Raw genomic sequence first — 26,747 nt, forward strand, 5'->3', positions numbered from 1 at the left:
TCATGAAGCACCTCAGATGCTGAAAAGACTACTCTTCAGCTTTCGCCGGTTCGGCCTTTTTCAGCGACGGCAATACGAGTACCGGACACGGCGCATTTACCGAAACATACTCCACGGTAGCCCGGCGCAAAGGCCAGTGACCACTGCTGCCGCGGGACACCAACAGCAGCAGGTCGGCACAAAGCTGGCCGGCCAGCCCCACCAGCTTTTCGCCAGCGCTGCCCGCGACCACATGCAAACTCGCGTTTCGGTTCAGTGGCAGATATTTTCGCACGAGTAAGTCCAGCACTTCCCGGACCCGCGACTCTTTCTGCTCTGGCGCCTCTTCCGCGACGTGCGGGAAGAACCCGCCACCGCCCGGACTGTAAACACTGGCAAGGTGGAGTTCACCAACTTCGGCCAGCAGATCCATGGCGGCTTCCGGGGCGCGCTTGCCCTCGCCGTCGTCTTCCGGATCAATCGCGATCAACAGTTTCCGGTACATACTGGTTCTCCTGTTTTGTTCCGGAAGTGGCCTCCACTTCCGGGAAAGCCCGTCCCTGGACCAGTTCGTTCATATTGTAGCCCCGGTAATCCGCCCGGAGCGCCCGAAACAACGCAACTGCCATGAAAATCAGCAGAATACAGAACGGCAGGCCCAGTGCGGTAATCACGTTCTGCAGGGCATCCAGCCCCCCTACCAGTAACAGAGTAGCGGCAATGACACCCTGGGCTGCTGCCCAGAAAATCCGCTGCCGCACCAGAGACGGCTGATCGTCCCGCCGAGTCAGCATATCGATGACCAGGGAGGCAGAATCTGAAGATGTGGTAAAGAAAATGATGATGATCACAACGCTCAGGGCCGATGCCACCCCGGCCAGCGGAAGTGTGTCCAGAAAAGCAAAAATGGCTACGGAAGGGTCCTGCTGAACCTGCTCAGCCAGCGCTACCTGACCGTTCACTTCAACCTGAATGGCAGACAACCCGAAGATTCCGAACCACACCAGAGTAAAGGCCGTGGGGGCAAACAGAACACCGGCAACGAACTCACGGATGGTCCGCCCCCGGGAAATCCGGGCGATGAAGATCCCTACATAGGGTGCCCAGGAGATGGTCCAGGTATGCAGGCCGAAGTGATAGAGCGCTATGGTCATGGCATCGCTGGCGGCCCGTTCCGAGCCGGGTTGCACGCCGTCAAAGGGTGGATTGGCGAAGTGGGAAACCGGCTCTGCCACGCCCCAGAACCTCAGAATGGTGCCGATGCCGGCGGCGAACAGCATGGTAAACCAGGTCAGGTCGGAATAATCGGGGCGACTGTCGTCAGTTCCCAGCCGAATGTTGCCATCGCGACTGACCGCAAGACCAAGCAGGAACACCAGTAAAGAAGTAACCGAAAGAATGTAGAACCAGCCCAGGTTACGGGCCACCCAGCCGGTGAGCAGCCCGAAACTGTCGGCAACGGCTTCGTCAAACGGGACCGCCAGGGCAACAAACAGCGTCGCTACTCCTGCCGAGGTGAAAAACACCCCCGGTATGGTCTGCAAACCCAATTGACGTTGCAGCCGTTCCAGCACATGGGTCTCCATTGTTTCAGAAAGATTGATGAAAGGTTTCAAGCTACCACACCCATCCACCGGTGGTGAGACAGAGATCAATTACGGTTCAAATGCCGCATCATCGACGTCATTGCGATCGGGCAGACTGTTGAACTGACGCTACAGGCCTCTAACGGGGCTTCTTTGCTGTTTCAACCTGAGTAATGCGGCCGTTCTGCAAGGTTATGATCCGGCGGAAACGGTTGTCCCCGAACTCATACAGCCATTCCTCGACAGGCACCAGGGCCTGCGCCCCGGTATAACCATGCTGGCGACGGGGAGATAGTGACTGCCAGGTAACCCGCTTCGAGACAGGCTCGCCACAACGGGCAACCAGCTCAAACTCGGTTGTGCCCTGCTGCAATCGTGCAACCGAACAATGGCCGTCATTGTCACCGGCGAAGCCATAGCCCAGGCTGTGCTCATTTCTCAGTACACCATCCCGGAATTCAAGACGCCGAATAAAGCCCTGGGGGCCCGGGTTGTAATACCAGTGCTCCACCTCACGTACCACCCCGATTCCGGGCAATACCGCTGAGGGATAAATGGCAACGTAGTCCGGCTCGCCACAGCGTTCCTCGACTTCCACCGGCCAGTCGCCTACATCCACCAGCGATGTGCCGCATCGAAACGCTGCACTGGCAGACGCCGGTAGCATGGCCGTGAAGATGAGAATGAAAAGGGTGATTTTTACAGGGCTCCAGATCTGCAACATACGAGTCTCCCGGCTGCACTGCATCGTCACCCCTGTGAAAGCTGGACCGTCGATGCTCATTACAATGGTACGCCGCACATCGGAATTTTGGGGCGTGATCTACCGTAAAAAGCGTGTAAATCCGCAGGTCGGCCCACTGTCCTCCTCAGGGCGGACCGATCTCGCAGGCCAGCACCAATGCCCAGAATTCAGAGAAGTCATTCACCACCACATCGGGTTTGTCCGGATGCCGACGGGTGCCGGGAAAGATCTTGTGCAACCACGGCAGATCCCATTGGGCCCCGTTGAAAAACACCGCCGTCATCCCGGCCCGCTTGGCGGCGATGATATCGGTGGTGCTGTCACCGACATACCAGACGCTTGGGTCCGCCGGGTAATTCAGATGTTCCGCTGCCAGCAACAACTGATCCGGATGGGGCTTGCGTAGTGGCGTGTCATCACCACAGACGGTGGTATCGAACAGCTCGGTCCAGCCTGTTCCCTCTACTGCTGCAAGCTCGTGTTCGAAGAACTCCCGGTCCCGGTTGGTAATCACCCCCACTTTAATTTCCATCCGTCGCAGGCCTTCAAGAACATGGCGTACCCGCGGCTCAAAAGCCTCCACGTGGCCATAGTGTTTGCGGTAATGGTGGTTGAACGCCTGATGCGCTATCTGCTTGGCGTCTTCATCATCCCCGAACAGCAATTCAAAGATATCGGTGCGGGAAATCTTCCGGTCGGCCTTTACCTTGGGATGAAGTTTGGCAAATTCCCGCACGTGGCTCACCAGGCGAGCGTCTTCCGGCGTCTTACTGTCCTCCGGTGCCACCATCCGGTCCATGAGATTGAGGCTATGAAAGTCCGGCAGCATGTCGTCCACGGCGTGATACATGGCATCAAGGGTATCCACCAGGGTGGCATGCCAGTCAAACAACACCACCGCGGGGCGGATCAGCTTTGCCACGGCCGGATGCCAGTCCGCCTCAACCCGGGGTTCGGGAGGTCTCGGCGGCGGGAACGATGGGGGCCGCACCGCGGCGGGCGATTGGGTGAACTCGCCCGGGGACGCCTTTTCCAGGGTCTCGAGACAGTCCATCAGGTCATCAAAGCTGTCCAGCAGAATGGCTGGTTTTTCACGGCGGCTGAACCAGCTGTCGATACGGGCCGTGTTCCAGCAGGCCCCGTTGTAAAACACCGCAGTCACCCCCGCATTATTCGCGGTGATCATATCAATGTAGCTGTCGCCCACATACCAGGCGGTGGCATCGGCCGGTAACGTCAGTTGTTCGAGGGCTCTCAGTATCACCTCGGGGGCCGGCTTGTAATCGGTTACGTCATCCGCACAGACGGTGGTATCAAACAGGCCGACCCAGCGGCCATCATCCACCGTACGTATTTCGGTATCCAGAAATTCCCGATTACGGTTGGTCGCTACGGCCAGTTTGATGCCCATTTGCTTGCAGGCCTGCAGGTATTCAAGCACACCTTCCTGGAAAGGCTTTACCTGCCCGAAGTATTTACGGTAGCAGTCATTGTAAGCCTGATGGGCAATGAGCTTGGCGTCGCGGTCATCGCCAAAAATCGCATTAAATATATCCGTCCGGGAGACCCGGCGTTCCGCCAGAATACGGGGGTGAAGGCGCCGAAATATCCGGATGTAACGCACCAGCCGTGCATCTTCAGGAGTCTTGCATTGGTCTTCCGGCAACAGCCGCTCCACCAGCCCAAGATCTTCGAGCTGGGGCAGCATGTCTTCCATGGCGCTGAACATGGCATCGTGGGTATCTACCAGAGTGCCGTGCCAGTCAAACAGCAGAACGACTGGGGGCTGAATCGAATCCGAAAAACGCGCCATCGAGCGGTCTCCTTCGGGGGCGGGGTCGTACAGTTTGTTCAGCAATTTCCCTAGTTAAAACCACTTTGCCAGTGAAAACCATTCACCACTAATCGCACGAGGTATACCAGGGCAAACCAAGGCGTTCACTGCGCTCGAGCTCGGCAATGACCTGGGCGCCCAGCAACAGGATAATGGAGGCCACCTCAAGACTGATCAACAGCACGATAATCGTGGTGAGGGAGCCATAAATCACGTTAACGAAGGAAATATTAAGGAAGTAATACATCATCAGCAGGCGCGTTGCCTCCCACAGAATGGCAGCCACCAGCCCACCTACCACTGCCCGCCGAGGGGAGATGCGCACAATTGGCAGCACCTTGTAGATGGCACTGAACACGAGAAACACACTGATAAAACTGAGCAGGTACAGAATCAGCCCAGGCTCTTCATAGAACGCGTTTACGATAGCGAACAGCAGCGTCAGACCCAACAGTCCGGCTCCCAACACCAGCATGAAGGCGTAAGGCAAAACGGCGGAAACCCAGAACCGACGGCGGGGGTTCTCGGGCCGGTGAAAAATGATCGCGATGGAGTGTTCCAGCATCCGGAAAGCGAAGGAGCTGAAGAACAACATGACCGGGAGGCCGACGAGGCCAATGATGTCCCTGGACTCCATGAAAGCGCGTACCGCTTCCGACACCAGGCCAGCGTGCGCGGGCGCAAGATGCTGGGCCTGAATCGACATCACCTCCAGCAACTGTTCCTCTTCCACTATGCGGGTAAGCAACACCCCGAGTACCGCCAGCATGGGAACCGCCGACAACAGCACGTTGTACCCCACACCGCCGGCCAGCAGCACACCATGATTGCGCAGGAAATTGCGTAAAACCCGGTGTGAAAAACCAAACAGGTGGCGGGCAAGCTCTGCTGGTGATAGTTCGGTATCGCCGGCGCCCTGTGTCACGAAACGATCACCCGAACCGGCCGGGGGCAGGCTTGGTCAGGAAATTAGCCAAAGAGGACACTAGATATCGTTCATCTGGCCGACTTGTCTGGCCAGTCTCATGGATTCGTTCTGCTCCATTTTCAGAAGTTCGTCGAACAGTTCTTCCGCTTCGGGTATTTCTGCCCGGCCCGCCAGGTACTGGTAGAGTTCGATTACCTGATCATGAAACTCGAACACTTCCCGGCAGATACCGTCGAAATCCAGATTGGTGTAATGCTCATCACAGGTCCGAAGAGTCTGGATTGTTTTATCAGCCATGTGATCGTAGACCCGGGTTTCCAGGATCTTGTTATCAGCCTGCCGCTCAAACTCCGTGACGATGCGCTCCAGTTCTGCCTCGTGCTTGGCCAGATAGTCCAGCAACGCCCGGGCGCGCTCCTGCTCATGTTTTTTGGAACAGTCAGCCAGACAATTTGACAGGTTCCGATGCAGATCTCTGGTCCATTCGATCAGGTCTCGAAAGGTTTTTATATCCACGCGTCTCTCCTTGAGGATAGTTGACCGCCCAGTATGCCAACCCCCGGCGTCTCTGGACAGCCATACTAAAGCAACACGATTCGAGTGCGCTTCATACTGGCCTGCCCCGCGGCTCAACAACGGGGGCTGAAGTTCAGCCTGCGGCCAACAAAAACCTGGGGATGTTTGCAGAATTACCCGATAGACTGGATACTTCTGTTGCGTCAACAGAGCAACAGACGCTCCGTCAACAGGTACTCCGGTGATTGAATGTTCTCGCTAGAAATGCTGCTTCCCTACGATTTTTCGCCGTTGACGGTCATTTTCTTCGTTACCGTGCTCGGACTCTACGTCACCGCGTTGAAATTGATGCCCTCGGAGGATCGACCCGGCCCTCTGCGGATCTTTACTTTCCTGTTGGGGCTCGGCATCTGTTATGCCGTCATGCAGACCGTCTTTGATTACTACTCCCAGTATATGTTCTTTGTCCATCGGGGCCAGCATCTGATTCTGCATCATCTGGGGCCTTTCCTGATGGCATTGGCGAACCCGCTGCCGATCCTCCGCTTCTGGAATCGTCAGATTCCCGATCGTGCCCGCCCCTTTCTGGCACCCTTTGGCGGGGTTTACCGGACGCTTCAACAGCCGTTCATCGCTGCTTTCCTGTTTGTCGGCCTGATCTACTTCTGGCTGTGGCCGAGTATTCACTTTGACGCCATGCTCAGCCGCGACCTCTACTGGGTCATGAACTGGAGCATGCTGCTCGATGGAATGCTGTTCTGGTGGCTGATATTTGATCCGCGCTCACCGGCCCGGTCAGATGCGGTTGGCTATGGCAAGCGCATGCTGATGCTGGCCCTGGTGGCGCTGCCCCAGATGTTTCTCGGCGCCTGGATTGTCTTCAACCGGGGCATGGTCTACGACGTTTACGAGGTATGTGGCCGTGCCTGGCCAATGGCACCGGAAACCGATCAGCTGATTGGTGGCGTAATTACCTGGGTGCCCCCGGCGATGATGAGCATTATCGCTATTCTGATCGTGCTCAGACGGGTCATGCACGAAGACAGCAAAAAGACCGGCAAACGGGATTGGAAACCTCAGGAGGCTCACCAATGAGATCAACCGCCAGTGCGCATTGGCAACTAGCCGCGGCCCGGGTGACTGTCGCGTTCTTACTGCTGTTGCTTGCGGGCTGCTTCTCGGATGATGAGCAGTGGAACGCCAAAGACATCAGCAGCCTGATGCCGGATCTGCAGTTCGACCTCATCAGAAGCAACGGCAAGGCGGTGGAGGCACAAGATCTCAGCGGCGAGGTCAGGCTGGTCTTTTTCGGATTCACCCACTGCCCTGACGTTTGCCCGACTACTATGGTGCAGCTCAAACAAGCCATTGAACAGATGCCGGACAAGTTGCAGGAAGAGGTGCGCATTGTCTTTGTCAGCGTCGACCCGAAACGGGATACGCCAGAGCAGCTGGCGTCCTACGAATCCTTCTTCGGTGATCGGGTAATTGCACTGACCGGCTCGGAACCGCAGCTGCGGGAGCTCGCCAAGCGGTATCGCACCACGTTTGGTTATGGCACCCCGGATGAGGACGGCAACTACGATGTTTCTCACAGTTCCGCCGTTTACGTTTTTGATCAGCAAGGCCGAGCCCGGTTGTTGATTCGCGACGGTCTTCCCACCACCGCAATCCGCGACGACCTGACCTCGCTGGCAACCCGGAGCCGAAGCTGAAGGCCTACTGGGGGATGATCCACGCGACCATCACCGGGATATAGGCCAGCGCAAACAGGGTGCTCAGCAGAGTAGTCCCCGCGGCTTGTCGTGGCGATGCGTCCAACAGCGTCGCGATGACCACCGTGTTCGCCGCCATCGGCGTGATAGAAACGAGAAACAGGGCCTGGTAAACCGCCAGGTCGTAGATCTGGAATAACCAGCTGTCCAGCCCCCAAAGCGACAGCGCTGCCACTGGCCAGACCACAAACTTGCCGAAGAACGCCAGCCCGGTAAATCGCAGGTTCCCTGCCAGCCCACGAAAACTCAGGATACTCATACCAATAATCATCATGCCGAATATGCTGTAGGCGCCCCGCAGATTGTCAAACAGCGGCGCCAGTACATCCGGAATTCCGACACCCGAAAGATTCAGCGTAACGGCCAGGGCAAAAGCATAGATGGAGGGCAAGCGCGCCACCCGGCGCAGGCACTCCGCCACATTGTAGCGGCCTCGGGCGGCGAGGTAGAAACCGACCGAAGTTTCGTACAACGTTGTCCCCAACATGCAGACGATATAGATGCCCACACCCTGTTCGCCAAACAGCAGTAGTGCCACCGGAATACCGAAATAGCCGGTATTCCCGGTGCCCGCAGCCAAGGGCAGGATGTTGGCACTACCGTCAGTTAACAGACGCCTGCCGATTATCAGATGGGCCACACCAATTACCGTTGAGAGCAAGAACGTCAACAAGGGCAGCAGGATAACCTCGGCCGAGAGCGGCGCCTTCATCACCCCATAAAAAATCACCGAAGGCGTGATTATATAGAGCATGATACCGGCGATATGCCTGCCGCTGGCCTCGAGATAACGCCCGGCGACCCATCCGAGGGCCACTGTGATGTAAAGCGGGAGCAGCTTGAAAAGCAGGATAAAGGCCGCGGCCATGGCAACTCCGGACAATAAAAGGGTGGAAAGTCTAGCAGTCAATACTTGTGGGCTGAAGATGAAGCCGCATCTACCTCCCATGCCCCGCAGCAATCAGCAGCCTACTCCCTAGGAGTTATATACCTAGTAACTAACTGTAATTATTAAATTTTTATAAGCCATCAGAGAACAATGCAGGTATTGAAAACAGCACTGCGGACGCTCGGAAAACCTTCTTGACCATTATCAATTATTGCACCCTCGCCTATGCCTACAGTCTCTCCATACCCTTTCAGTATGTTTTCTGGAGAATACTATGGTCAGAAAGGCTGCTTCGCCCCGCAAGGAACAGACCCGGGCCCTTGGACTGTCCACATTTGCATTCACTCTGTGTTTCGCGGTCTGGACAATCTTTTCCATCATCGGCATCAAACTGAAACAGGACTTCGGACTGTCGGACACCCAGCTTGGCCTGCTGATGGCCACACCCATCCTCACCGGCTCAATCAGCCGGCTGTTCCTGGGGATCTGGACCGATCGCTACGGTGGCCGCTCAATCTTCAGCCTTCTGATGCTGGCGACCTCCGTCTGCGTTTACCTGCTGACCTTTGCCAACAGCTATCTCATGTTGCTGGTAGCAGCCCTGGGAGTGGGTTTGGCGGGGGGCGCTTTTATTGTCGGCGTTACCTACACGGCCGCCTGGTTCGAACCCGAGCGCCAGGGCACGGCGCTGGGCATCTTCGGCGCCGGCAACGTGGGGGCCGCAGTGACCAATTTCGGCGCGCCTTTTCTGCTGGTGGCTTTCGGCTGGGAGAAAACCGCCCAGGTCTATGCGGTGGTGCTCGCAATCATGGCTATCAGCTTCTTTATCCTGGCCAAGGAGGACCCCCGGGCCAGCGAGCGCGCGGCACGCAGATCCCAGACGTTTATCCAGCAGCTAAGCCCGCTGGCAGACCTGCGAGTCTGGCGCTTTTCGATGTATTACTTTTTTGTATTCGGGGCTTTTGTGGCGCTCGCGCTCTGGCTACCCCATTACCTGATCGAGGTCTACGGGCTGGACATCAGGACCGCGGGTATCATTGCTGCGCTCTATACCATTCCCGCGTCGCTTTTCCGTATTCTGGGTGGCTGGATGTCGGACAAATACGGGGCACGCCGGGTGATGTACTGGACGTTCATTGCCTCTGCCATCTGCACCTTCCTGCTGAGCTATCCGCCGACCGCGTATGTCATCAAGGGCATCGAAGGTGACATCGTATTCAGCCTGGAAATGAACCTTATCGGCTTTGTACTGCTGACGTTTGTACTGGGATTTTTTATGTCCCTGGGCAAGGCCGCCGTGTTCAAGCACATACCGGTTTATTATCCCGGAAGTGTCGGGGCGGTAGGCGGCGTGGTCGGCATGATCGGTGGCCTGGGGGGCTTTTTCCTGCCGCTGACTTTCGGCATGCTGAACGACGTTGTCGGCATCTGGCAAAGCAGTTTCATGCTGCTGTTCGTGATTGCCACCACCGCTCTGGTCTGGATGCACTATTCCATTCGCGCCGCCGAGCGTGTTGAGTGGACTGCCCGGGAGGAGCGGACCGATCTGCCCGAGCTGTCTACCCCGAAGGCCTTTGTGCTTGAGGACTGGCGCCCGGAAGACCCCACGTTCTGGGAACAAAAGGGCAAGAAGATTGCAAAACGCAATCTGTGGATATCCATCCCCAACCTGTTCCTGGCGTTTGCCATCTGGACCATCTGGAGCATTCTGGTGGTAAAAATGCCCAGCGTCGGATTTGACTACAGCCAGAACCAGCTATTCTGGCTGGCGGCACTGCCCGCATTGTCAGGTGCCACCTTGCGGATATTCTACAGTTTCATGGTGCCAATTTTTGGTGGCCGACGCTGGACTGCCATCTCGACGGCATCGCTGCTGCTGCCTTGCCTGTGGATCGGGGTGGCCATCCAGAATACCGATACGCCTTATATCATCATGTTGATTCTTGCCTTGCTGTGTGGCTTCGGCGGGGGCAATTTTGCCTCCAGCATGGCGAATATCAGCTTTTTCTATCCCCAGGCCCAGAAAGGAGGTGCGCTGGGGCTTAATGCCGGTCTGGGTAATCTGGGGGTGTCGGGTATGCAACTGTTGGCGCCGCTGATCATTGCCGGCAGCGTCTTCGGTCCGCTTGCGGGTGACCCCCTGGTGATCGAGCAAGGCAGGAACGCCGGCGAGTCACTCTGGCTCCAGAATGCCGCGTTACTCTGGGTGCCACTCATCGTCATCGGTGCGCTTGCGGCGTGGTTTGGCATGAACGACATCGCCGACGCCAAAGCCAGCTTCAAGGATCAGGCGGTCATTTTCAAACGCAAGGACAACTGGCTGATGTGCTGGCTGTATCTGGGTATGTTCGGTAGCTTTATCGGCTTTGCTGCCGGCTTTCCATTGCTGTCAGGTATGCAGTTCCCCGATGTCGACCCGGTCAAATATGCATTCCTCGGGCCGTTGCTGGGCGCCCTCTCACGCCCGTTAGGCGGCATGGTAGCGGATAAACTCGGTGGTGCCCGGGTCACCCTCTGGACGTTTGCGGTGATGATCGCCGGCGTCTTCGGGGCCCTGTACTTCCTGCCGGACAAAAGCAGCAGCGGCAACTTCTGGGGCTTCTTTGGCTGTTTCCTGGTGCTGTTTGTCGCCACTGGTATCGGCAACGGCTCAACGTTCCGAATGGTACCGGTGATTTTCCGCAACCTGCTGGTTCGGGAATTCGGTGAAGACCAGAAAGACAAGGCACAGAAGGCAGCCAACAAGGAGGCTGCAGCCGTGCTTGGATTCATCTCGGCTTTCGCGGCCTATGGCGGGTTCTTTATACCCAAATCCTATGGCACGTCCATCGCCCTCACGGGTGGCGTGGAGGCGGCGTTGACCGCATTCATCATCTTCTATCTCAGCTGCATGGTTATAACCTGGTGGTATTATGCCCGCAGGAACGCCCCAGCGCCCTGTTAGCTGCAGTTGAACCCCGGCAAGCCTCCATCACCTGGAGGCTTGCCGCCTTCTGCGAGTTCAGAACAGTATTGGTTTATTAATGGCCAGGTGAAATATTGCCATCACCTGAACAAAGGCCAATACCGACGCTATCAGCCGCACCTGCAGCGATAACGTGGTTTTCAAGGCAAATACCCCGGCCACGATATAGCCCACAAGGAGCAACACCTTGGCGGTCAGCCAGCCATGAACAAACGGCATCCACGGAGTGACAAACAACAAGCCGATGGCCGCTCCCAACAATACCGTATCGATAACATGGGGAATCCAGCGCAACGGCGTTTTTCGCCAGGCAGGTTTACCCACGGCATCCAACAACAACCGCAGAGCAAAGATTGGCACGGTCAAATAAGCGGCCGTCATATGGGCGGATTTGAGCAACAGGTAGGTGTTCACGATTCAGACCTCATCCAGTTCATCTACATAAAACCAGGCCACAATACCGGTTAGACGATACCTGTTAATAGGTATGTTGCATACGTTAAGAGTCATATAATATGTATGTTATCGTAAACCGAGTACAGCCTGCAGCAAACGGAGCCACACCATGCACGCCATCCCGACCAGCGAATCCCGGCAGCAGGCCTCTCTGGGCCAGTTGTTCACCTACCCATTCCGCATATTCTTTGTTTCCATGGCAGTGTTGGGGGCATTGGCAATTCCGTTATGGACTCTCCAGATCACGGGTATCATCAACCTGCCACTGGCGCTTCCGGGCGTATTCTGGCACCAGCATGAAATGCTGTTCGGCTTTCTGTCAGCAGCCATCGCCGGTTTCCTGTTAACCGCTGTCTGTGTCTGGACCAAGACCGAACGCCTGCGTGGCGCACCGTTAATAATGTTATGGCTGGTATGGCTGGCAGGGCGATTGCTGCTGGCGTTCGGCGCCGGCGCACCGGAGTGGCTGGTGCATACCGTCAACCTGGCGTTCCTGCCCCTGGTAATGCTGGATGCCGGCCATCGCATCTGGCGTGCACGCCAGGCCCGCCAGTGGATGATACTGGTGGTACTGGGCCTGCTGTGGCTGATGCAGATCGGTTTTGTGACCCGGCTTGAGCCCAGGTTCAGCTACGGCGCACTGATCATGGCGCTGGCGCTGATCAGCATTGTCGGCGGTCGCATCACCCCGGCGTTCACAGTGGGGTGGTTGCGACAGCGGGGTCTGAACGCCTCCGCCGTCAGGATGATTCCCAAACTGGACCTCACCACCCTGGCCAGCCTGATTTTACTGATGGTATCTCTGGTCATCGGCCTCTCCTCACTCACCGCTCTGCTGGCTATAACTGCGGCTGCATTGATGCTGGCCCGACTGGCGCTCTGGCAGGGCTGGCTGGCGCGAACCGAGCCATTACTCTGGATATTGCATCTGTCGCTACTCTGGGTGCCGGTTACGCTGGTACTGCTGGCAGGGTCGCTGCTCGCGGGCTGGCCCGTCAGCGCCTGGACGCATGCTGCCGGCACCGGAGCCGTCGGTTGCCTTGTGCTCGGCGTTATTGCCCGGGTGTCCCTGGGCCATACCGGGCGACCACTGGTGCTGCCTGAAGGGATGGTACTGGCCTTCGTTGCCATTCACCTGGCGGCGCTGGTTCGGGTATTGACGGCGTTCACCCTGATTCCCTGGCACTCAGGTATCGCTGTCAGTGCAGTGTTATGGCTTCTGGCCTACGGTATGTTCCTGCTCCGATATACAAAAATACTGGCCAGCCCTCGCCTGGACGGTCAGCCCGGCTGACAGACTATCACCGTCATTACCTGCCCGTTAATGCCTCGCCGGCCAATTGCGGTATACTCACGACACACCAAATTAATACCTGACTAATTTAGTCTGATATTGTACAATTGGTCATCAAAAGCCTCATCTAACAACGACCCTCAGCAGGTTTACGGGTGCCAAGATCCGGCTCTCGCCCAGTACTGAGGGCATGACACCCGAAGCCTGCAGTAAGGTCCTGAGGGTCTTTACTGACAAAACAGCGGGCCTAGCGGTCCCAATGAGAGAGAATACGGAGCGACGATCATGGCGAACACCGACAAACAGGTGAACGAGCTGATCAAACGGGAATACGAGCACGGTTTCGTCACAGAAATCGAATCTGATACGTTTGAGCCTGGCCTCAGTGAAGATGTTATCCGGCGCCTGTCAGCCATCAAGAATGAGCCTGAATTCATGCTGGAATGGCGGCTGAAAGCTTACCGTCGCTGGCTTGAAATGGATGAGCCAGAATGGGCTCACGTGCACTACCCGAAGGTCGATTACGACAGTATTTCGTACTATTCTGCCCCGAAGAAAAAAGAAGACATGCTCCAGAGCCTGGACGAGGTTGATCCGGAACTGCTGCGCACCTACGAAAAACTGGGCATTCCCCTGCACGAGCGCGCGGCCCTGGCAGGCGTTGCAGTTGACGCGGTATTCGACTCGGTGTCGGTTGCTACCACCTTCAAAGAGCCGCTGGCCAAAGCCGGGGTGATTTTCTGCTCGATTTCAGAGGCCGTCAAGGAGCACCCGGAGCTGGTGAAAAAATACCTCGGCTCGGTGGTGCCTGCTGGCGACAACTTCTTTGCTTGCCTGAACGCGGCGACCTTTTCCGACGGTACCTTTGTCTATGTGCCCAAGGGCGTGCGCTGCCCGATGGAGTTGTCCACCTACTTCCGGATCAACGCTGCCAATACCGGCCAGTTCGAGCGCACCCTGATCATTGCCGAAGCCGGCAGTTATGTCAGCTACCTGGAAGGCTGCACCGCTCCCATGCGCGACGAGAATCAGCTCCATGCGGCGGTGGTTGAACTGGTGGCCATGGACGATGCCCAGATCAAGTACTCCACCGTACAGAACTGGTACCCGGGCGATGAGAACGGTAAAGGCGGCATCTACAACTTTGTCACCAAGCGCGGCGCCTGCATTGGAAAAAACTCGAAAATCTCCTGGACCCAGGTTGAAACCGGGTCAGCCATCACCTGGAAGTACCCCAGCTGTATATTGCGAGGCGAGAACAGCGTCGGTGAGTTCTATTCCGTGGCGCTGACCAATAACTATCAGCAGGCCGACACCGGCACCAAGATGATTCATCTGGGCAAGAACACCAGCAGCACCATCATCTCCAAGGGTATTTCGGCCGGGCACAGCAGCAACGCGTATCGCGGCCTGGTGAAATTCGGACCCGGTGCTGAAGGCGCGCGGAATTTCACCCAGTGTGACTCCCTGCTGATCGGTGACAAGAGCGCGGCCCATACGTTTCCGTACATTGAGACCAAAAACAAGGGTGCCATTCTGGAACACGAGGCGACGACCTCAAAGGTCAGTGACGAGCAGATGTTCCTGTGCCGCCAACGCGGCATTGACCCGGAACAGGCCGTATCGATGATCGTCAATGGCTTCTGTCGGGAAGTGTTCAAAGAGTTGCCGATGGAATTTGCGGTTGAGGCCGGCAAGTTGCTCGAAGTGAGCCTTGAAGGTTCGGTGGGCTAGCAAAGCCCCCGACGCGCCCTGGAATTCAGACAGATTTAACCAGAGAGAAATTGATCCATGCTGAGCATAAAGAACCTGCACGCCACCGTTGAGGGTGAAGAAATCCTCAAGGGCATTAACCTGGAAATCAAGGCCGGGGAAATCCATGCCATCATGGGCCCGAACGGCTCAGGCAAGAGTACCCTGTCGCAGGTGCTTGCAGGCAATGAAACCTTCACTGTGACACAGGGTGAAGTACTGCTGGACGGCAACAACCTGCTTGAACTGGTGACCGAAGAAAGAGCGCGAAAAGGCATCTTCCTGGCCTTTCAGTATCCGGTGGAAATTCCCGGCGTCAGCAACATGCAGTTTCTGCGCACAGCGGTGAACGCTCAGCGTCAGCATCGCGGCGAGCCCGAAATGAACGCCGCCGAATTCATGAAGCTGGCGCGGGAAACCTCGAAACAGGTCGATCTCGACCCCGGCTTCCTGAAGCGCGGCGTGAATGAAGGCTTCTCCGGTGGTGAGAAGAAGCGTAATGAAATACTGCAGGCCCTGCTGCTTCAGCCCCGGCTGGCGATTCTGGACGAAACCGATTCCGGCCTTGACATCGACGCCCTTAAGGTTGTCGCGGATGGTGTCAACGCGCTGAAATCCAAAGACCGGGCGGTGTTGATGGTGACTCACTACCAGCGCCTGCTGAACCATATTGTGCCAGATTTCGTGCACGTACTGGCTGATGGCCGCATCGTCAAATCCGGCGGCAAGGAACTGGCGCTGGAACTGGAAGAGCGCGGATATGGCTGGCTTGGTATTAACGAAACTGCCGCCGCCGCGAGCTAAGGAGAATGCAGGAATGATCGCAGCACCCAGACTTTCCAGCAGCTTCCTCCAGGCGTCAGGGCATGCCTTGCCGGAGCCCTTGATGGCCTTGCGTAAACAGCGGGGTACGGCGCTGATCGATATGCCGTTACCCACGCGCAAAACCGAGAACTGGAAGTACTCCAGCCGTTACCTGAAGCTGGATGACGAGCTGGCAACAGGCCTGCCCGCCGCTGGCAAAACCGGCCCCGAGCTTGCGGTTGCCGGTTACCACGTGGTGTTTCATAACGGGGTGATGGTACCGGAAGCCAGTGATTATCCGGACGTCGACGGCATTACGATTCAACGTTTCGCGGACCTGGATGATGATGAGGCATTGGAGCTCGCTGAGCGACTTGACAACACCCTCGACAGCAACGCGGTGCAACTGGCGCGCCTGAACAGCGCCCGCTTTGAGGATGGGTTGTATATCCGTCTGAAAGCTGATGCCGTGCTTGACCAGCCCCTCTACATTGTGTGCGAAACCGATGCCAGTACCCCCGGGTCGGCCTACCCACGCATCTATGTGGATGCCGGCCGCCACAGCAAAATCACCCTGGTCGAGGAATACATCACCAGCGGCGCCGAGTCGGCCATGGTCAATACGGTGACTGAATTTGCGCTGTCCGAAGGCGCCCAGGTCACCAGTATCCGGCTCGCGCTGGACGGAGACAACGTGCAGCACATCGGTGCCACCGGAGCACGGCTCAAGAACAATGCGCGCTTTGAAAGCCATACCGTCGGATTCGGAGGCCCCCTGCGCCGACACGATCTGCAGGTGCGCCTCGAAGGGCCCGGTGCAGAATGCGTGCTCAACGGCGTGGTCGTGACCCAGGACAAGCAGCACTACGACAACCACACCACCATTGAACACGTGGCCCCCCACTGCAACAGCGATGAAACCTATCGCAACATTGCCGCGGATGAGTCCCACGCGATCTTCAATGGCCGCATCCATATTCATCCGGATGCCCAGAAATCCAATGCCAACATGAGCAACAAGAACCTGTTGCTGTCTACCGGCGCTGAAATCGACACCAAGCCGGAGCTTGAGATCTACGCCGACGACGTAAAGTGCGCCCACGGTGCCACTGTCGGCCAGCTGAACGCCGATTCGATTTTCTATCTGGTCTCCCGGGGCATTGGCAGGCGGGAAGCACGGGCGCTGCTGAGCATGGCATTTATCAATGAGCTGGTTGAGCGCATTCCGGTCGAGCCGGTCAAAGAGACCGTTCAGGCCCGTCTCAACCTCTTCTTCGAACAGACGTTTAACGAGGCCTGATCGCTATGACGGATCTTTCCGTGGCTAACACAGTCGCCAGACAGATGTTTGACGTTGAGTCCGTGCGCAAGGATTTTCCGATCCTGTCGCAAACGGTTCACGGCAAGCCGCTGGTATATCTGGACAACGGTGCATCGTCCCAGAAGCCGACGGCCGTACTGGATGCCATGGATCGTTATTACCGGGAGATGCACTCCAATGTGCATCGGGGCGCCCATACCCTGGGTGACCGGGCGACAGCCGCGTTTGAGGGTGCCCGTGAAACCGTTCGCGAATTCCTCAATGCTCGCAGCACCCGCGAGATCATCTGGACCCGGGGCACCACCGAAGCTATCAACCTGATCGCCAACGGCCTTGCCGGTAAACTGAAAGCCGGTGATGAAATCCTTGTGAGCTTCATGGAGCATCACGCCAACATCGTGCCCTGGCAGATGCTGGCGGAGCGCACCGGAGCGAAAGTGATACCCGTTCAGGTAACGCCTCAGGGCGAGCTGGATATGGATTCCTTCGACAGCCTGCTGGGTGAGAACACCAGGATTCTGGCGTTGACCCATGTGTCCAATGTGCTTGGCACCGTGAACCCGGTGCAACAGCTGGTGGCAAAAGCTCGCAAATTCGATGTCATCACTGTCATCGACGGTGCCCAGGCGGTGCCCCACTACCAGCCGGATATGCAGGCGCTGGATTGCGATTTCTACATGTTCTCCGCCCACAAACTGTTCGGCCCCACCGGCATCGGCGCGCTCTACGGACGCGAGTCCATGCTGGAGGCCATGCCGCCGTACCAGGGTGGCGGTGAAATGATCGAGCGGGTCAGTTTTGAGCGGACCACCTGGAACACCCTGCCCTACAAGTTCGAGGCCGGCACCCCCGCCATTGCTGAAGCTGTCGGCCTGGGTGCTGCAATTGACTACCTGAACAGGTTTGATCGGGCAGCCATGGAGCGAGCCGAGCAAGAGCTGCTTGCCCGCTCCAATGCACTGGTTGAGACGGTACCAGGCATGGAACTGATTGGCACGGCGGCGAATAAAGTACCGGTGATATCCTTTAAAATTGCCGGTTTACACCCCAGTGATATAGGAACGCTGCTGGATCAGCAGGGCATCGCGATCCGCACCGGCCATCACTGCGCCATGCCCCTGATGGACTTTTACGGGGTGCCGGGTACTGCCCGGGCGTCCTTTGCATTTTATAATACGCTGGATGAAGTGGAGCAGCTGTTTACCGCGCTCCGGAAGATCCAGCGGCTGTTTGCCTGATGGAGGCGATACGATGACGGCTGAAACCTTTACCCCGACGGTGGGAGTCACCATGACTCCCACCGCAGTCAATCACGTCAGGAAACAACTGGCCAAGAAACCGGAGGCCAAGGGCATTCGATTGGCTATTAAAAAGAGTGGTTGCTCCGGTTTCAAATATGAGACCCAATGGGTCGAGGAAGCACAGGAAGACGATCAGGTGTTCACCGTGGATGGCGTCGATATCTATGTCGAGCGCAAGCATCTGCCGGTGGTCAATGGTATTGAAATTGACTTTATCACCGAAGGCGTCAACTCCATGTTTTACTTCCGCAATCCGAACGCAACGGCTGAGTGTGGCTGTGGCGAAAGCTTTTCTATCGCTTAAGCGAATACCCTGTTAAACGGCGAGGCCTGAGAGATTCATGCAAGAACGGGAAGTTGTCCTGACCAAACGCGAGGTGGAAGCCCGTCTCGTGCCTACCGGCACCGAGATCATGATTCCGTCGGACACCTTTGTCACTATCACCCAGTCCCTGGGCGGCAGTTTCACGGTCGCGGTCAACGGAAATCTCGCCCGCATTGAAGGCCACGAAGCCGACGCGCTTGGCAAAAAACCGCTGGAAAGCAGTTTCGACACCCCCACTGACGGCACCATCAACGAGAATCAGGTATGGGAAGCCATACGTAACTGCTATGACCCGGAAATTCCGGTCAATGTGGTAGACCTGGGGCTGATCTACGACTGCCAGATTACCAACGGCGGGCCGGACGGCAACGAAGTGTTCATCAAGATGACCCTGACCGCCGCCGGCTGCGGCATGGGTCCGGTGATCACTGATGACGTCAAGCGCAAGGTCGAGCACGTGCCCAACGTGGACAAAGTGACCGTTGAGCTGACCTTTGATCCGCCCTGGAACAGCGATATGCTGACTGATGAAGCCAAACTCGAACTGGGCATGTTTTAGTCCCATACACGGCATTCGCTACGGAGAGAAGTAATCAATGACTGCGGCACTGGAAACCTTCATCAACAACCCGCTCGGCAAAAGCGTCACGATCAAGGACGTTATCGAGGATTTCGAGTTTCTGGACGACTGGGAAGAGCGCTACGCCTACATCATCGATATGGGTAAGCAATTGCCGGATTTCCCCGATGACGAGCGCCGGGAAGAGAATTACGTCCATGGCTGTCAAAGCCAGGTCTGGTTGATCCATCATGTTGACGATGCCACCGGCAAACTCTACCTGCTGATCGATTCCGACGCGATGATTGTCCGGGGGCTGGCCGCCATCATCCTGATTGCGCTCAACGGTCGCGAGCCACGGGAATTACTGACCACAGACATCGACGAACTCTTCGAGCAACTGGACCTGTTCCGCCACATATCACCGACCCGGGGCAATGGGCTTCGGGCCATGGTGGGCAAGATCCGCGATATCGCGGCAGCCCAAGCCGCCTGAATATCCTTCCAATTAGTAAATAACCGCGTAGTCACCAAGCTGAATATTGAGCGCTCCCCCATGCTCCGGCATCCAGGCGATACTTCGGTCCAGGCTAAGACTATGAATATGTAGCTTCACCCCGGTGTCCACCAATCTCGGCGGCGCATCCGGATTGGCCCATGAGGATTGCGCCCGGACAACATTCATTTTAACGCCCGGCAGCAGGCCAGAGTCGGTACCGACATCCAACACCAGATCCTTGCCTGTGACTTCAAGTATCGGCACCAACATCGGCTGACACTCCAGGCGCCGGGTTATATCCCCGGAAATCTCCTCCAGCAAATCGCTTACTGCCTGCCCGTAACCGGTTTCGCCAAAACGCTCTGAATCAATACCCACCCGGTCTGTCCTTGAGACATCCCAACGACCGGAGGTTGCATAGCGCTCCTCCATGACGACCTGGCCGGTATACCCATCATGAACCACCACATCCACCACAAAATCGCGAGCTTTATCCGCGCTGAACAGTGAACGCTTCATTTTCGCGTACGTGGAGGTATTCCAGGCATCAGGGTTATGAACATCAACATTACGCACGACACCGGATACTACAAACTGCACCCCCATTTCCCGGCTGACCGCTGAGTACTTGCTCAAGCGATTGCCGAAACCGGCATGAGTCGGCGCGCTGCCCAAACTGGCAAACATTTGCCGGTCGGGAGCCGCAAATGGCTGGACACTGCCGGTCTCCCGGAAGTTCTGGTACAGCATTCCGGAGACCGCTTTACCCACCTGCCCCAAGCCACCGAAAACACTTTGCCCGGCATGTTCCAGAGTGAAACCGGCGACTGCAAGCTTCTTTCGATACCGAGGCGCCCTGTCATCGGGGCACTGCTGGCCAGGTACAAATTCTGGTCGCAGCTGCTCACTGCTGATGGATTCAGCCAGCACATCCAGCTTGTCCTGGGTTCCGCCGACTTGTTTTGTGATGATCAGGTGGACAGGTTCATTTAAAGCTCCCCCCACTATTTCCATACTCTCAGCCGAAGGCGTTAACTCATCGTCCTGAATTTCCTGATATTGCTCATTAACAACTAAAGCTGACGGCTTCTGGTCAGTATTAGTTGACATTTGCTCACTAGCCTCACCGGAAGCTTGCAATTCAAGATTCGATACTTGCGCATGTGTAAGACCGGAAGTGAGTCCAGACAAGCAAGTTGCCCAGACCATAACGGCCCTGTTTGTCCGACGATACTTGGTGACCAATTTCTTCATGTTTTTCCCCAAAGCCAAAGTCCCGACGATCCCATTACCAGATTTCAACCCCGATTCAAAAGCTTTGTCGCACTTAACATGGAATATTCATGCCAACTCACAGGACAATCAAATAGAAATTCAAAATTGGCCGGAGTTTGATTAAATGAAAGCAGTACCTGCCAATGACAATGCCATTTCAAGTTTTTCCTCATCCTTTTTATGGGCACGAATACTTTTCACTTTGCCCACCAAGCCGATTTTTTCAGAGAGAAGAGTGTCATTTGCCTTCGCCTCACTTACACAACGAAAACAAACCGTTACCCCATCCACGCTGTATTGCCTGGTGAACTGAATTAATCTGAATTTTACGTAATCTTTGAACCGCCAATACCAATGCATCATCAGGATCCATCATGACCGCACATCGTCTGACCAAGCTCACCCTGGCCATCGGCCTTTCCATCGTCACCACTTCGGCCTTGGCCAGCCCGCAAACGTTTATGTCGTCACGGTCCTTTGCCATGGGCGGAACCGATGTCGCTATCGCGCACCCAGCGGCGGCAGGGGCCTCCAATCCGGCCATGATGGCGGCAAAGCACCACGACTGGTCCGACGATTTCGGCCTCGTGTTTCCCTCCGTTAACGCGCGCTTTGCCGACGAGGAAGAAACCGTTGACCAGATCGACAACATTCAAGACACCATTGACCGCTTTCAGGAACTGGACAAAACCTCCAATCCGGAAGGCGCCAGGCAGGCAGCTGGCGAACTGAGACAACAACTGAACGACTTCGATCGTGACACCGTGAGAATCGATGCCGGCCTGGGTATCGCACTGACGGTACCTTCGGACTCCATATCCTTCGGCTTCTTCAGTAATGGCAACCTGCGGGCCACCGTACGTGGCGAGTTCGACAAGGACGACGAGCAATTCCTGGCCGATCTTGAAACGGCAACCATCGACGAGCTGATAGCCGCTGACCTGGACCGGGACTTGGAATCCCGTGGCCGCATTCTTGCCTCCGCCGTGGCCGAGGTTGGCATCTCCATCGCCACGTCGATCGACCTGCAGAACGACTCGCAGCTTCAATTGGGGGTGTCGCCGAAATACGTTCAACTTCGCACCTTCCAATACACCGAAACCGTCTCCGGCTTCGAGGACGATGAATTCGACGGTGATGAGTATCAAACCGACAAGAGCGGATTTAACCTGGACATTGGCGCAGCCTATGCGTTCGGTTCCAGCAACCAGTGGAATGCCGGCGTTGTGGTCAAGAACCTGATCCCGGTGAAGCTGGACTCTGCCGTCAGTGCCAACCCGCTAAAAAATGAGCAGGAACATACCCTGGAACTCAACCCCATGGTGACGGCCGGCATCGCCCACAAAGGCGACTTCCACATACTGACCGCAGAATTGGACCTGACCAAGAAGAAGGCGTTCGGCTACGGAGATGACACCCAGTGGATGGCTCTGGGTGCGGAGCTCGATGCCTTCCGCTATGCCCAGCTCCGCTTCGGTGTGCGCCAGAACCTGGCCAGCAACGACGACAACGACGGCATTGAAGAAGATACCCAGTTTACCGCCGGTATTGGTCTTTCACTGTTCGGCGCCCGTCTGGATATCGGCGCCCTGGTCAGCGATGCCGAAGTTGGCGCGGCCTTTGAACTTGGCGCTGCGTTCTGACCTGAACCCTCAAGCAATGTGCTCCTTACGCCCGGCCCTGCCGGGTTTTTTTTTGTGGCCGACCGGTTTGCCTGTAAACGGCCTTACCCTGATAATCCGTTGAGAAAAAACCACAAGGAGCAACAACCGATTCATGAAAACCTATCTGGTTGGCGGCGCAGTACGTGACGAACTTCTTGGTCTGCCGGTAAAGGATCGGGACTGGGTGGTCACCGGCGCGACGCCACAGGAGATGCTGCAACAGGGTTTCAGACAGGTGGGTGCAGATTTTCCGGTCTTCCTCCACCCCGAGAGTCAGGAAGAGTACGCGCTCGCTCGCACCGAACGGAAACAGGGCCATGGCTATCACGGCTTCAGTGTATACAGCGCCCCGGACGTCACTCTGGAAGATGACTTGCTGCGCCGGGATTTAACCATCAACGCCATGGCCCGGGCCACCGATGGCACCCTCATCGACCCGTTCAACGGGCAGTCGGACCTCGCCAGTCGCACCCTTCGCCACGTCTCGGACGCCTTCGCCGAAGACCCGCTGCGCATCCTTCGGACCGCGCGCTTTGCAGCCCGTTTCTGCGGCCACGGCTTTACCGTGGCGGATGAAACGCTGCACCTCATGACCGAGATGGTCCAGGCCGGCGAGGTCGAGCACCTGGTTCCGGAGCGGGTCTGGCAGGAAATAGCCCGGGCTCTTCAGGAACGGGCCCCTACCGTTTTCTTTGACGTTCTTCAGGCCTGTGGCGCGCTGGCGCGACTGATCCCCGAACTGAATGACAGCACCCGCCTGCAACAGGCAATGGCCAGCCTTGGCTGTACCTGCCAGGCGCCCTCCTCTACCGATGTGCGGTTCGCGGCGCTGTTGTCGGGTCTGGACCCCGCCGACGCCGAGAAACGGGCCGACGCCATGAAAGCGCCCAACGAGTGTCAGGAGCTGGCCAGGTTAACCACCCGATTGGGTACCCGACTTACCTCGGCGACCTCACCCGAGGATATACTCGCACTATTGAATGAAGCCGATGTCTGGCGCCGGCCCGAGCGGTTTGAGCGATTGCTGGCAGTTTGTGAATGTCTGCCCGAACCTTTGACCCGGAGCCGGGCAAATCGCTTCCGACAAGCCCTGGAAACGGCCCAAAAGGTGCAGGCCCGCGAATTGATGGCTCAGGGCCATGAAGGCAAAGCGTTGGGCGAGGCAATCCGGCAAGAGCGCCTGCGTCGTATTGCAGAGCTTGAACACTGAGCCTACATGAACCTGCAGAAGGAGTGGTCCTTGAGCGACCCAGCCCCCGTTGTACTGATTACCGGTGCCGCCCAGCGACTTGGCGCACGAATGGCAGAGCGCCTGCATGATCGTGGCTGGCGGGTCATCATTCATCATCGATCCCGACACGATCAGGCCGCCGCGCTGGTCGATGCACTCAACGCCATCCAGGCAGACTCCGCGGCGATGCTACAGGCAGACCTTACGCAACCGGAAGCCATAATAGAGCTGGCCCGGGACAGCCTTGCCCTCTGGGGTCGCCTCGACGGACTGATCAACAATGCCTCGGTGTTCTACCCGAACCCGACTGGTCAGGCCACCCAGCAGGACTGGGACATGGTCATGCATACCAATCTCCGGGCACCCTTTTTCCTGGGCCAGGCCTGCTTACCGGCCCTTAAAGCAACCCATGGCTGCATCATTAACCTGATCGATATCTACAGCGAGCGCCCCCTGGCCGACCACCCGCTTTATTGCGCAAGCAAAGCCGGGCTGGCGACGCTGACCCGCGCCTGGGCTCGCGATCTTGCCCCGGAGGTCAGAGTCAACGGTGTGTCACCCGGTGCCATTCTCTGGCCAGAGCACGAAGGTGCCATTGAACAAGGTTATCAGCAGGCAATTCTCGCCAAGACGCCACTGAAACGAACCGGCAATCAAGATGATATCGCCGGTGCTGTCATCTATCTGCTGTGCGATGCGCCGTTTGTGACCGGTCAGATACTGGCAGTGGACGGGGGTCGCAGCCTGAACATGTAAGCCGGCACTCCCAGCGGTGCTACACTGTTATCGACTAATCCGAAAATAAGGAGATTTTTATGCGTGACGTAGTGATTGTTGCCGCCAAGAGGACGGCTATCGGTGCTTTCGGTGGTGGCCTGTCAAGTTTGCGGGCAGATGAGCTTGGTACCGCCGTCATCAAGGCTCTGCTGGAAGAATCCGGCGTTGCTGGCAACCAGGTTAACGAGGTGCTGTTGGGCCAGGTGCTCACCGCCGGTGTCGGCCAGAACCCCGCAAGGCAGTCCTCCATCAATGCAGGCTTGCCAGCCTCAGTGCCCGCCATGACGATCAACAAGGTGTGCGGCTCAGGTCTCAAAGCGGTTCACATGGCCGTTCAGGCAATCCAGTGTGGCGATGCCGAGCTGATTATCGCCGGCGGCCAGGAAAGCATGAGCCAGTCACCCCATGTGGTGCCGAACAGTCGCAACGGCCAGCGTATGGGCAACTGGTCAATGATCGACACCATGGTCAATGATGGCCTTTGGGATGCGTTCAACGGCTACCATATGGGCGTCACCGCTGAGAATATCGTCGACAAGTACGGCATCAGCCGGGAAGAGCAGGATACGTTTGCCGCCGCCTCCCAGCAAAAAGCGGTCGCAGCCCAGAAAGCGGGCTATTTCGACGGTCAGATCGTGCCTGTCAGCGTGCCCCAGCGCAAGGGCGACCCGCTGACAGTCGACCGCGATGAAGGCCCGAGGGAAGGCGTTAACGCCGAAGGTCTCGGGAAAATGCGACCAGCCTTTAAAAAAGACGGCTCCGTGACCGCTGGCAACGCGTCTTCCCTGAACGATGGCGCCGCTGCGGTGATTGTCTGCAGTGCTGACAAAGCCAAAGAACTGGGCCTGACACCGCTGGCCACTATTCGCGGTTATGCCAATGCGGGTGTTGATCCGGCCATCATGGGCACCGGGCCTATTCCCGCTACCCAGCGCTGCCTCGAACGCGCGGGCTGGTCAGTGGACGATCTTGATCTCATCGAAGCCAACGAAGCGTTCGCGGCCCAGGCCATTTCCGTGAATCGTGATCTCGGCTGGGACACAGCCAAAGTCAATGTGAACGGCGGTGCCATAGCGCTGGGGCATCCCATCGGCGCTTCCGGCTGTCGCATCCTGGTCAGCCTGATTCACGAGATGACCCGTCGTGATGTCCACAAAGGACTGGCGACGCTGTGCATCGGGGGTGGCATGGGGGTCGCACTGGCGATCGAACGCTGATCGGTGTTTAACGTTGTACTTTTCGAGCCGGAGATACCGCCGAATACCGGCAATATCATCCGGCTCTGCGCCAACACCGGCTGTCGCCTGCACCTGATTGAGCCTCTGGGTTTTACCCTCGAGGACAAGCAGCTCAGGCGGGCCGGACTGGACTACAGTGAATACGCCACCGTCAAGGTTCACCCGGGCTATGAGGCGTTCATTGCGGAAGAACAGCCCCGCAGGCTTTTCGGGTTAACCACCAAAGGCAGTTGGCCTTACCATGAAGTGGTTTTCCAGGCCGGGGATTACCTGATGTTTGGCCCGGAAACCCGGGGTCTGCCGGAGGCGATCCGCAACCAGCTGCCGAACGGGCATCGTATTCGCGTGCCCATGCGCCCGGACAGCCGCAGCCTGAACCTTTCCAACACCGCAGCGCTGGTGGTCTACGAAGCCTGGCGGCAGCTGGGTTTTGAGGGCGGAAGTTAGTGGGTCTGCTCGTCCTTGCCAGCTTCACCCTGGGCTTCTTCCTGCTTGCGCTTGACGGCCTGAGCGTATATCGCATCGAAGTTAACCGGCGCCAGCATCAGGGCCGGGAAGCTGCCCTTGCTCACAACGCCGTCGATTGCTTCGCGGGCATAGGGAAACAGGATAGTCGGGCAGTAGGCGCCCAGCATCTGGCCAAGTTGCGCACCCTCGATACCTTTCAGCAGAAACACACCGGCTTGCTGAATCTCCACAATAAAGGCCACTTTCTCATCGATCTTTGATGTCACCGTCAACGAAAGCACGACTTCATACTGATTGTCGCCGACCTTGTTATGGCTGGTGTTCAGATCCAGGTTAACCTTGGGTTTCCACTGGTCCTGAAACACGAGCGGTGAATTCGGTGACTCAAAGGACAGATCTTTCACGTAGATGCGCTGCAGGGCAAACTGTGGTTGGTTTGCTTCTTCGCTGCCTGCTGCTGCCTGCGGGTTTTCAGCCATGTTCAATCCTTTCGTTTTCTTTCGCGGGCCTCAGAACGACCCTATTGTTATAACGACCGGGCTTGGTTTAATCGCCCGGCCCCCGTG

The 26,747-nt window shown here is 57.1% G+C and carries 27 protein-coding genes; 16 read left to right on the top strand and 11 right to left on the bottom strand.

Annotation, left to right across the window (positions count from 1 at the left end):
- Window positions 1-28: 28 nt before the first annotated feature.
- From F6Y09_RS01630 to F6Y09_RS01655, 6 genes are all read right to left on the bottom strand, one after another.
- Complete coding sequence (locus tag F6Y09_RS01630; RefSeq protein WP_152205184.1) at window positions 29-484, bottom strand: universal stress protein; 456 nt, start codon at window positions 482-484, stop codon at window positions 29-31.
- Window positions 456-1,553 carry a BCCT family transporter gene (locus F6Y09_RS01635; RefSeq protein ID WP_152205940.1) on the bottom strand — a complete coding sequence of 366 codons (1,098 nt, stop codon included), beginning with the start codon at window positions 1,551-1,553 and terminating at the stop codon, window positions 456-458. The genes F6Y09_RS01630 and F6Y09_RS01635 overlap by 29 nt, the downstream gene beginning before the upstream one ends.
- Window positions 1,554-1,704: 151 nt before the next feature.
- Window positions 1,705-2,289 carry a DUF2845 domain-containing protein gene (locus F6Y09_RS01640; protein ID WP_152205185.1) on the bottom strand — a complete coding sequence of 195 codons (585 nt, stop codon included), beginning with the start codon at window positions 2,287-2,289 and terminating at the stop codon, window positions 1,705-1,707.
- Between the two features lie 145 nt (window positions 2,290-2,434).
- Window positions 2,435-4,123 (bottom strand): HAD family hydrolase, encoded by a 1,689-nt coding sequence (locus tag F6Y09_RS01645; protein ID WP_152205186.1) that lies wholly within the window; start codon window positions 4,121-4,123, stop codon window positions 2,435-2,437.
- An 88-nt stretch (window positions 4,124-4,211) separates the two neighbouring features.
- Window positions 4,212-5,069 (bottom strand): YihY/virulence factor BrkB family protein, encoded by an 858-nt coding sequence (locus F6Y09_RS01650; protein ID WP_218944083.1) that lies wholly within the window; start codon window positions 5,067-5,069, stop codon window positions 4,212-4,214.
- A gap of 60 nt (window positions 5,070-5,129) precedes the next feature.
- Window positions 5,130-5,588: an ATPase gene (locus F6Y09_RS01655; protein ID WP_152205187.1), complete on the bottom strand. Its 459-nt coding sequence runs from the start codon at window positions 5,586-5,588 to the stop codon at window positions 5,130-5,132.
- A gap of 249 nt (window positions 5,589-5,837) precedes the next feature.
- Between F6Y09_RS01655 and F6Y09_RS01660 the strand changes: the two genes are divergently transcribed.
- Together F6Y09_RS01660 and F6Y09_RS01665 are read left to right on the top strand one after the other, a co-directional pair.
- Window positions 5,838-6,683 (top strand): cytochrome c oxidase assembly protein, encoded by an 846-nt coding sequence (locus tag F6Y09_RS01660; RefSeq protein WP_152205188.1) that lies wholly within the window; start codon window positions 5,838-5,840, stop codon window positions 6,681-6,683.
- Complete coding sequence (locus F6Y09_RS01665) at window positions 6,680-7,303, top strand: SCO family protein (protein WP_152205189.1); 624 nt, start codon at window positions 6,680-6,682, stop codon at window positions 7,301-7,303. The genes F6Y09_RS01660 and F6Y09_RS01665 overlap by 4 nt, the downstream gene beginning before the upstream one ends.
- A 4-nt stretch (window positions 7,304-7,307) precedes the next feature.
- Here the strand turns inward: F6Y09_RS01665 and F6Y09_RS01670 are convergent, their stop codons facing one another.
- Entirely contained in the window at window positions 7,308-8,231 is a 924-nt protein-coding gene (locus tag F6Y09_RS01670) for an AEC family transporter (protein WP_152205190.1), read from the bottom strand.
- 295 nt (window positions 8,232-8,526) lie between these two features.
- On the opposite strand from F6Y09_RS01670, the gene F6Y09_RS01675 reads away from it, so the two are divergent.
- Complete coding sequence (locus F6Y09_RS01675) at window positions 8,527-11,196, top strand: nitrate/nitrite transporter (protein WP_152205191.1); 2,670 nt, start codon at window positions 8,527-8,529, stop codon at window positions 11,194-11,196.
- A gap of 57 nt (window positions 11,197-11,253) precedes the next feature.
- On the opposite strand, the gene F6Y09_RS01680 is transcribed toward F6Y09_RS01675, so the two are convergent.
- Entirely contained in the window at window positions 11,254-11,631 is a 378-nt protein-coding gene (locus F6Y09_RS01680) for a SirB2 family protein (RefSeq protein ID WP_152205192.1), read from the bottom strand.
- A 151-nt stretch (window positions 11,632-11,782) separates the two neighbouring features.
- Between F6Y09_RS01680 and F6Y09_RS01685 the strand changes: the two genes are divergently transcribed.
- The 8 genes from F6Y09_RS01685 to F6Y09_RS01720 all read left to right on the top strand — a co-directional run bounded on the left by F6Y09_RS01685 (window position 11,783) and on the right by F6Y09_RS01720 (window position 19,525).
- Window positions 11,783-12,967, top strand: a complete 1,185-nt coding sequence (locus tag F6Y09_RS01685; RefSeq protein ID WP_152205193.1) for an NnrS family protein — start codon at window positions 11,783-11,785, stop codon at window positions 12,965-12,967.
- A 285-nt stretch (window positions 12,968-13,252) separates the two neighbouring features.
- Window positions 13,253-14,701: a Fe-S cluster assembly protein SufB gene (gene sufB / locus F6Y09_RS01690; protein WP_152205194.1), complete on the top strand. Its 1,449-nt coding sequence runs from the start codon at window positions 13,253-13,255 to the stop codon at window positions 14,699-14,701.
- Window positions 14,702-14,758: 57 nt separating this feature from the next.
- Window positions 14,759-15,523, top strand: coding sequence for a Fe-S cluster assembly ATPase SufC (gene sufC, locus F6Y09_RS01695; RefSeq protein ID WP_152205195.1), 765 nt, complete (start codon window positions 14,759-14,761; stop codon window positions 15,521-15,523).
- Window positions 15,524-15,536: 13 nt separating this feature from the next.
- Window positions 15,537-16,823 carry a Fe-S cluster assembly protein SufD gene (sufD, locus tag F6Y09_RS01700; protein WP_152205196.1) on the top strand — a complete coding sequence of 429 codons (1,287 nt, stop codon included), beginning with the start codon at window positions 15,537-15,539 and terminating at the stop codon, window positions 16,821-16,823.
- Between the two features lie 5 nt (window positions 16,824-16,828).
- On the top strand, window positions 16,829-18,082 hold the full coding sequence (locus F6Y09_RS01705; protein WP_152205197.1) for an aminotransferase class V-fold PLP-dependent enzyme: 1,254 nt from the start codon (window positions 16,829-16,831) through the stop codon (window positions 18,080-18,082).
- Window positions 18,083-18,095: 13 nt separating this feature from the next.
- Window positions 18,096-18,449, top strand: a complete 354-nt coding sequence (locus F6Y09_RS01710; protein ID WP_152205198.1) for a HesB/IscA family protein — start codon at window positions 18,096-18,098, stop codon at window positions 18,447-18,449.
- Between the two features lie 37 nt (window positions 18,450-18,486).
- The gene (gene sufT, locus F6Y09_RS01715) at window positions 18,487-19,029 is read left to right on the top strand and encodes a putative Fe-S cluster assembly protein SufT (protein WP_152205199.1); all 543 of its coding nucleotides are present in this window, start codon (window positions 18,487-18,489) and stop codon (window positions 19,027-19,029) included.
- 37 nt (window positions 19,030-19,066) lie between these two features.
- Window positions 19,067-19,525, top strand: a complete 459-nt coding sequence (locus F6Y09_RS01720) for a SufE family protein (RefSeq protein ID WP_152205200.1) — start codon at window positions 19,067-19,069, stop codon at window positions 19,523-19,525.
- A 12-nt stretch (window positions 19,526-19,537) separates the two neighbouring features.
- Here the strand turns inward: F6Y09_RS01720 and F6Y09_RS01725 are convergent, their stop codons facing one another.
- Both F6Y09_RS01725 and F6Y09_RS20055 read right to left on the bottom strand, forming a co-directional pair.
- Window positions 19,538-20,638 (bottom strand): flagella assembly protein FlgT middle domain-containing protein, encoded by a 1,101-nt coding sequence (locus tag F6Y09_RS01725; protein WP_179959314.1) that lies wholly within the window; start codon window positions 20,636-20,638, stop codon window positions 19,538-19,540.
- Window positions 20,639-20,923: 285 nt separating this feature from the next.
- Window positions 20,924-21,094, bottom strand: coding sequence for a hypothetical protein (locus F6Y09_RS20055; RefSeq protein ID WP_179959315.1), 171 nt, complete (start codon window positions 21,092-21,094; stop codon window positions 20,924-20,926).
- A gap of 83 nt (window positions 21,095-21,177) precedes the next feature.
- Between F6Y09_RS20055 and F6Y09_RS01730 the strand changes: the two genes are divergently transcribed.
- From F6Y09_RS01730 to trmL, 5 genes are all read left to right on the top strand, one after another.
- Complete coding sequence (locus F6Y09_RS01730) at window positions 21,178-22,446, top strand: conjugal transfer protein TraF (RefSeq protein ID WP_179959316.1); 1,269 nt, start codon at window positions 21,178-21,180, stop codon at window positions 22,444-22,446.
- Between the two features lie 133 nt (window positions 22,447-22,579).
- Complete coding sequence (locus F6Y09_RS01735) at window positions 22,580-23,677, top strand: tRNA nucleotidyltransferase/poly(A) polymerase-related protein (protein ID WP_152205202.1); 1,098 nt, start codon at window positions 22,580-22,582, stop codon at window positions 23,675-23,677.
- Window positions 23,678-23,707: 30 nt separating this feature from the next.
- Complete coding sequence (locus F6Y09_RS01740; protein ID WP_246180255.1) at window positions 23,708-24,454, top strand: pteridine reductase; 747 nt, start codon at window positions 23,708-23,710, stop codon at window positions 24,452-24,454.
- A 59-nt stretch (window positions 24,455-24,513) separates the two neighbouring features.
- A complete protein-coding gene (locus F6Y09_RS01745; protein WP_152205204.1) occupies window positions 24,514-25,692 on the top strand; it encodes an acetyl-CoA C-acetyltransferase in 1,179 nt (392 codons plus the stop codon).
- Between the two features lie 3 nt (window positions 25,693-25,695).
- The gene (trmL, locus tag F6Y09_RS01750; protein ID WP_152205205.1) at window positions 25,696-26,160 is read left to right on the top strand and encodes a tRNA (uridine(34)/cytosine(34)/5-carboxymethylaminomethyluridine(34)-2'-O)-methyltransferase TrmL; all 465 of its coding nucleotides are present in this window, start codon (window positions 25,696-25,698) and stop codon (window positions 26,158-26,160) included.
- Here trmL and secB read toward each other — a convergent pair.
- Window positions 26,157-26,660, bottom strand: coding sequence for a protein-export chaperone SecB (gene secB / locus F6Y09_RS01755; protein WP_152205206.1), 504 nt, complete (start codon window positions 26,658-26,660; stop codon window positions 26,157-26,159). The genes trmL and secB overlap by 4 nt on opposite strands.
- Window positions 26,661-26,747: the final 87 nt, after the last annotated feature.

The organism is Marinobacter changyiensis (genome assembly GCF_009193265.1).
GTDB lineage: Bacteria > Pseudomonadota > Gammaproteobacteria > Pseudomonadales > Oleiphilaceae > Marinobacter > Marinobacter changyiensis.

Excerpts from the sequence above, each read along its gene's own strand:
- F6Y09_RS01630 (WP_152205184.1), bottom strand. The coding sequence starts at position 484 with ATGTACCGGAAACTGTTGATCGCGATTGATCCGGAAGACGACGGCGAG.
- F6Y09_RS01640 (WP_152205185.1), bottom strand. The coding sequence starts at position 2,289 with ATGTTGCAGATCTGGAGCCCTGTAAAAATCACCCTTTTCATTCTCATC.
- F6Y09_RS01645 (WP_152205186.1), bottom strand. The coding sequence starts at position 4,123 with ATGGCGCGTTTTTCGGATTCGATTCAGCCCCCAGTCGTTCTGCTGTTT.
- F6Y09_RS01660 (WP_152205188.1), top strand. The coding sequence starts at position 5,838 with ATGTTCTCGCTAGAAATGCTGCTTCCCTACGATTTTTCGCCGTTGACG.
- F6Y09_RS01665 (WP_152205189.1), top strand. The coding sequence starts at position 6,680 with ATGAGATCAACCGCCAGTGCGCATTGGCAACTAGCCGCGGCCCGGGTG.
- F6Y09_RS01670 (WP_152205190.1), bottom strand. The coding sequence starts at position 8,231 with ATGGCCGCGGCCTTTATCCTGCTTTTCAAGCTGCTCCCGCTTTACATC.
- F6Y09_RS01675 (WP_152205191.1), top strand. The coding sequence starts at position 8,527 with ATGGTCAGAAAGGCTGCTTCGCCCCGCAAGGAACAGACCCGGGCCCTT.
- F6Y09_RS01685 (WP_152205193.1), top strand. The coding sequence starts at position 11,783 with ATGCACGCCATCCCGACCAGCGAATCCCGGCAGCAGGCCTCTCTGGGC.
- sufB (WP_152205194.1), top strand. The coding sequence starts at position 13,253 with ATGGCGAACACCGACAAACAGGTGAACGAGCTGATCAAACGGGAATAC.
- sufC (WP_152205195.1), top strand. The coding sequence starts at position 14,759 with ATGCTGAGCATAAAGAACCTGCACGCCACCGTTGAGGGTGAAGAAATC.
- sufD (WP_152205196.1), top strand. The coding sequence starts at position 15,537 with ATGATCGCAGCACCCAGACTTTCCAGCAGCTTCCTCCAGGCGTCAGGG.
- F6Y09_RS01705 (WP_152205197.1), top strand. The coding sequence starts at position 16,829 with ATGACGGATCTTTCCGTGGCTAACACAGTCGCCAGACAGATGTTTGAC.
- F6Y09_RS01710 (WP_152205198.1), top strand. The coding sequence starts at position 18,096 with ATGACGGCTGAAACCTTTACCCCGACGGTGGGAGTCACCATGACTCCC.
- sufT (WP_152205199.1), top strand. The coding sequence starts at position 18,487 with ATGCAAGAACGGGAAGTTGTCCTGACCAAACGCGAGGTGGAAGCCCGT.
- F6Y09_RS01720 (WP_152205200.1), top strand. The coding sequence starts at position 19,067 with ATGACTGCGGCACTGGAAACCTTCATCAACAACCCGCTCGGCAAAAGC.
- F6Y09_RS01725 (WP_179959314.1), bottom strand. The coding sequence starts at position 20,638 with ATGTCAACTAATACTGACCAGAAGCCGTCAGCTTTAGTTGTTAATGAG.
- F6Y09_RS01730 (WP_179959316.1), top strand. The coding sequence starts at position 21,178 with ATGACCGCACATCGTCTGACCAAGCTCACCCTGGCCATCGGCCTTTCC.
- F6Y09_RS01735 (WP_152205202.1), top strand. The coding sequence starts at position 22,580 with ATGAAAACCTATCTGGTTGGCGGCGCAGTACGTGACGAACTTCTTGGT.
- F6Y09_RS01745 (WP_152205204.1), top strand. The coding sequence starts at position 24,514 with ATGCGTGACGTAGTGATTGTTGCCGCCAAGAGGACGGCTATCGGTGCT.
- secB (WP_152205206.1), bottom strand. The coding sequence starts at position 26,660 with ATGGCTGAAAACCCGCAGGCAGCAGCAGGCAGCGAAGAAGCAAACCAA.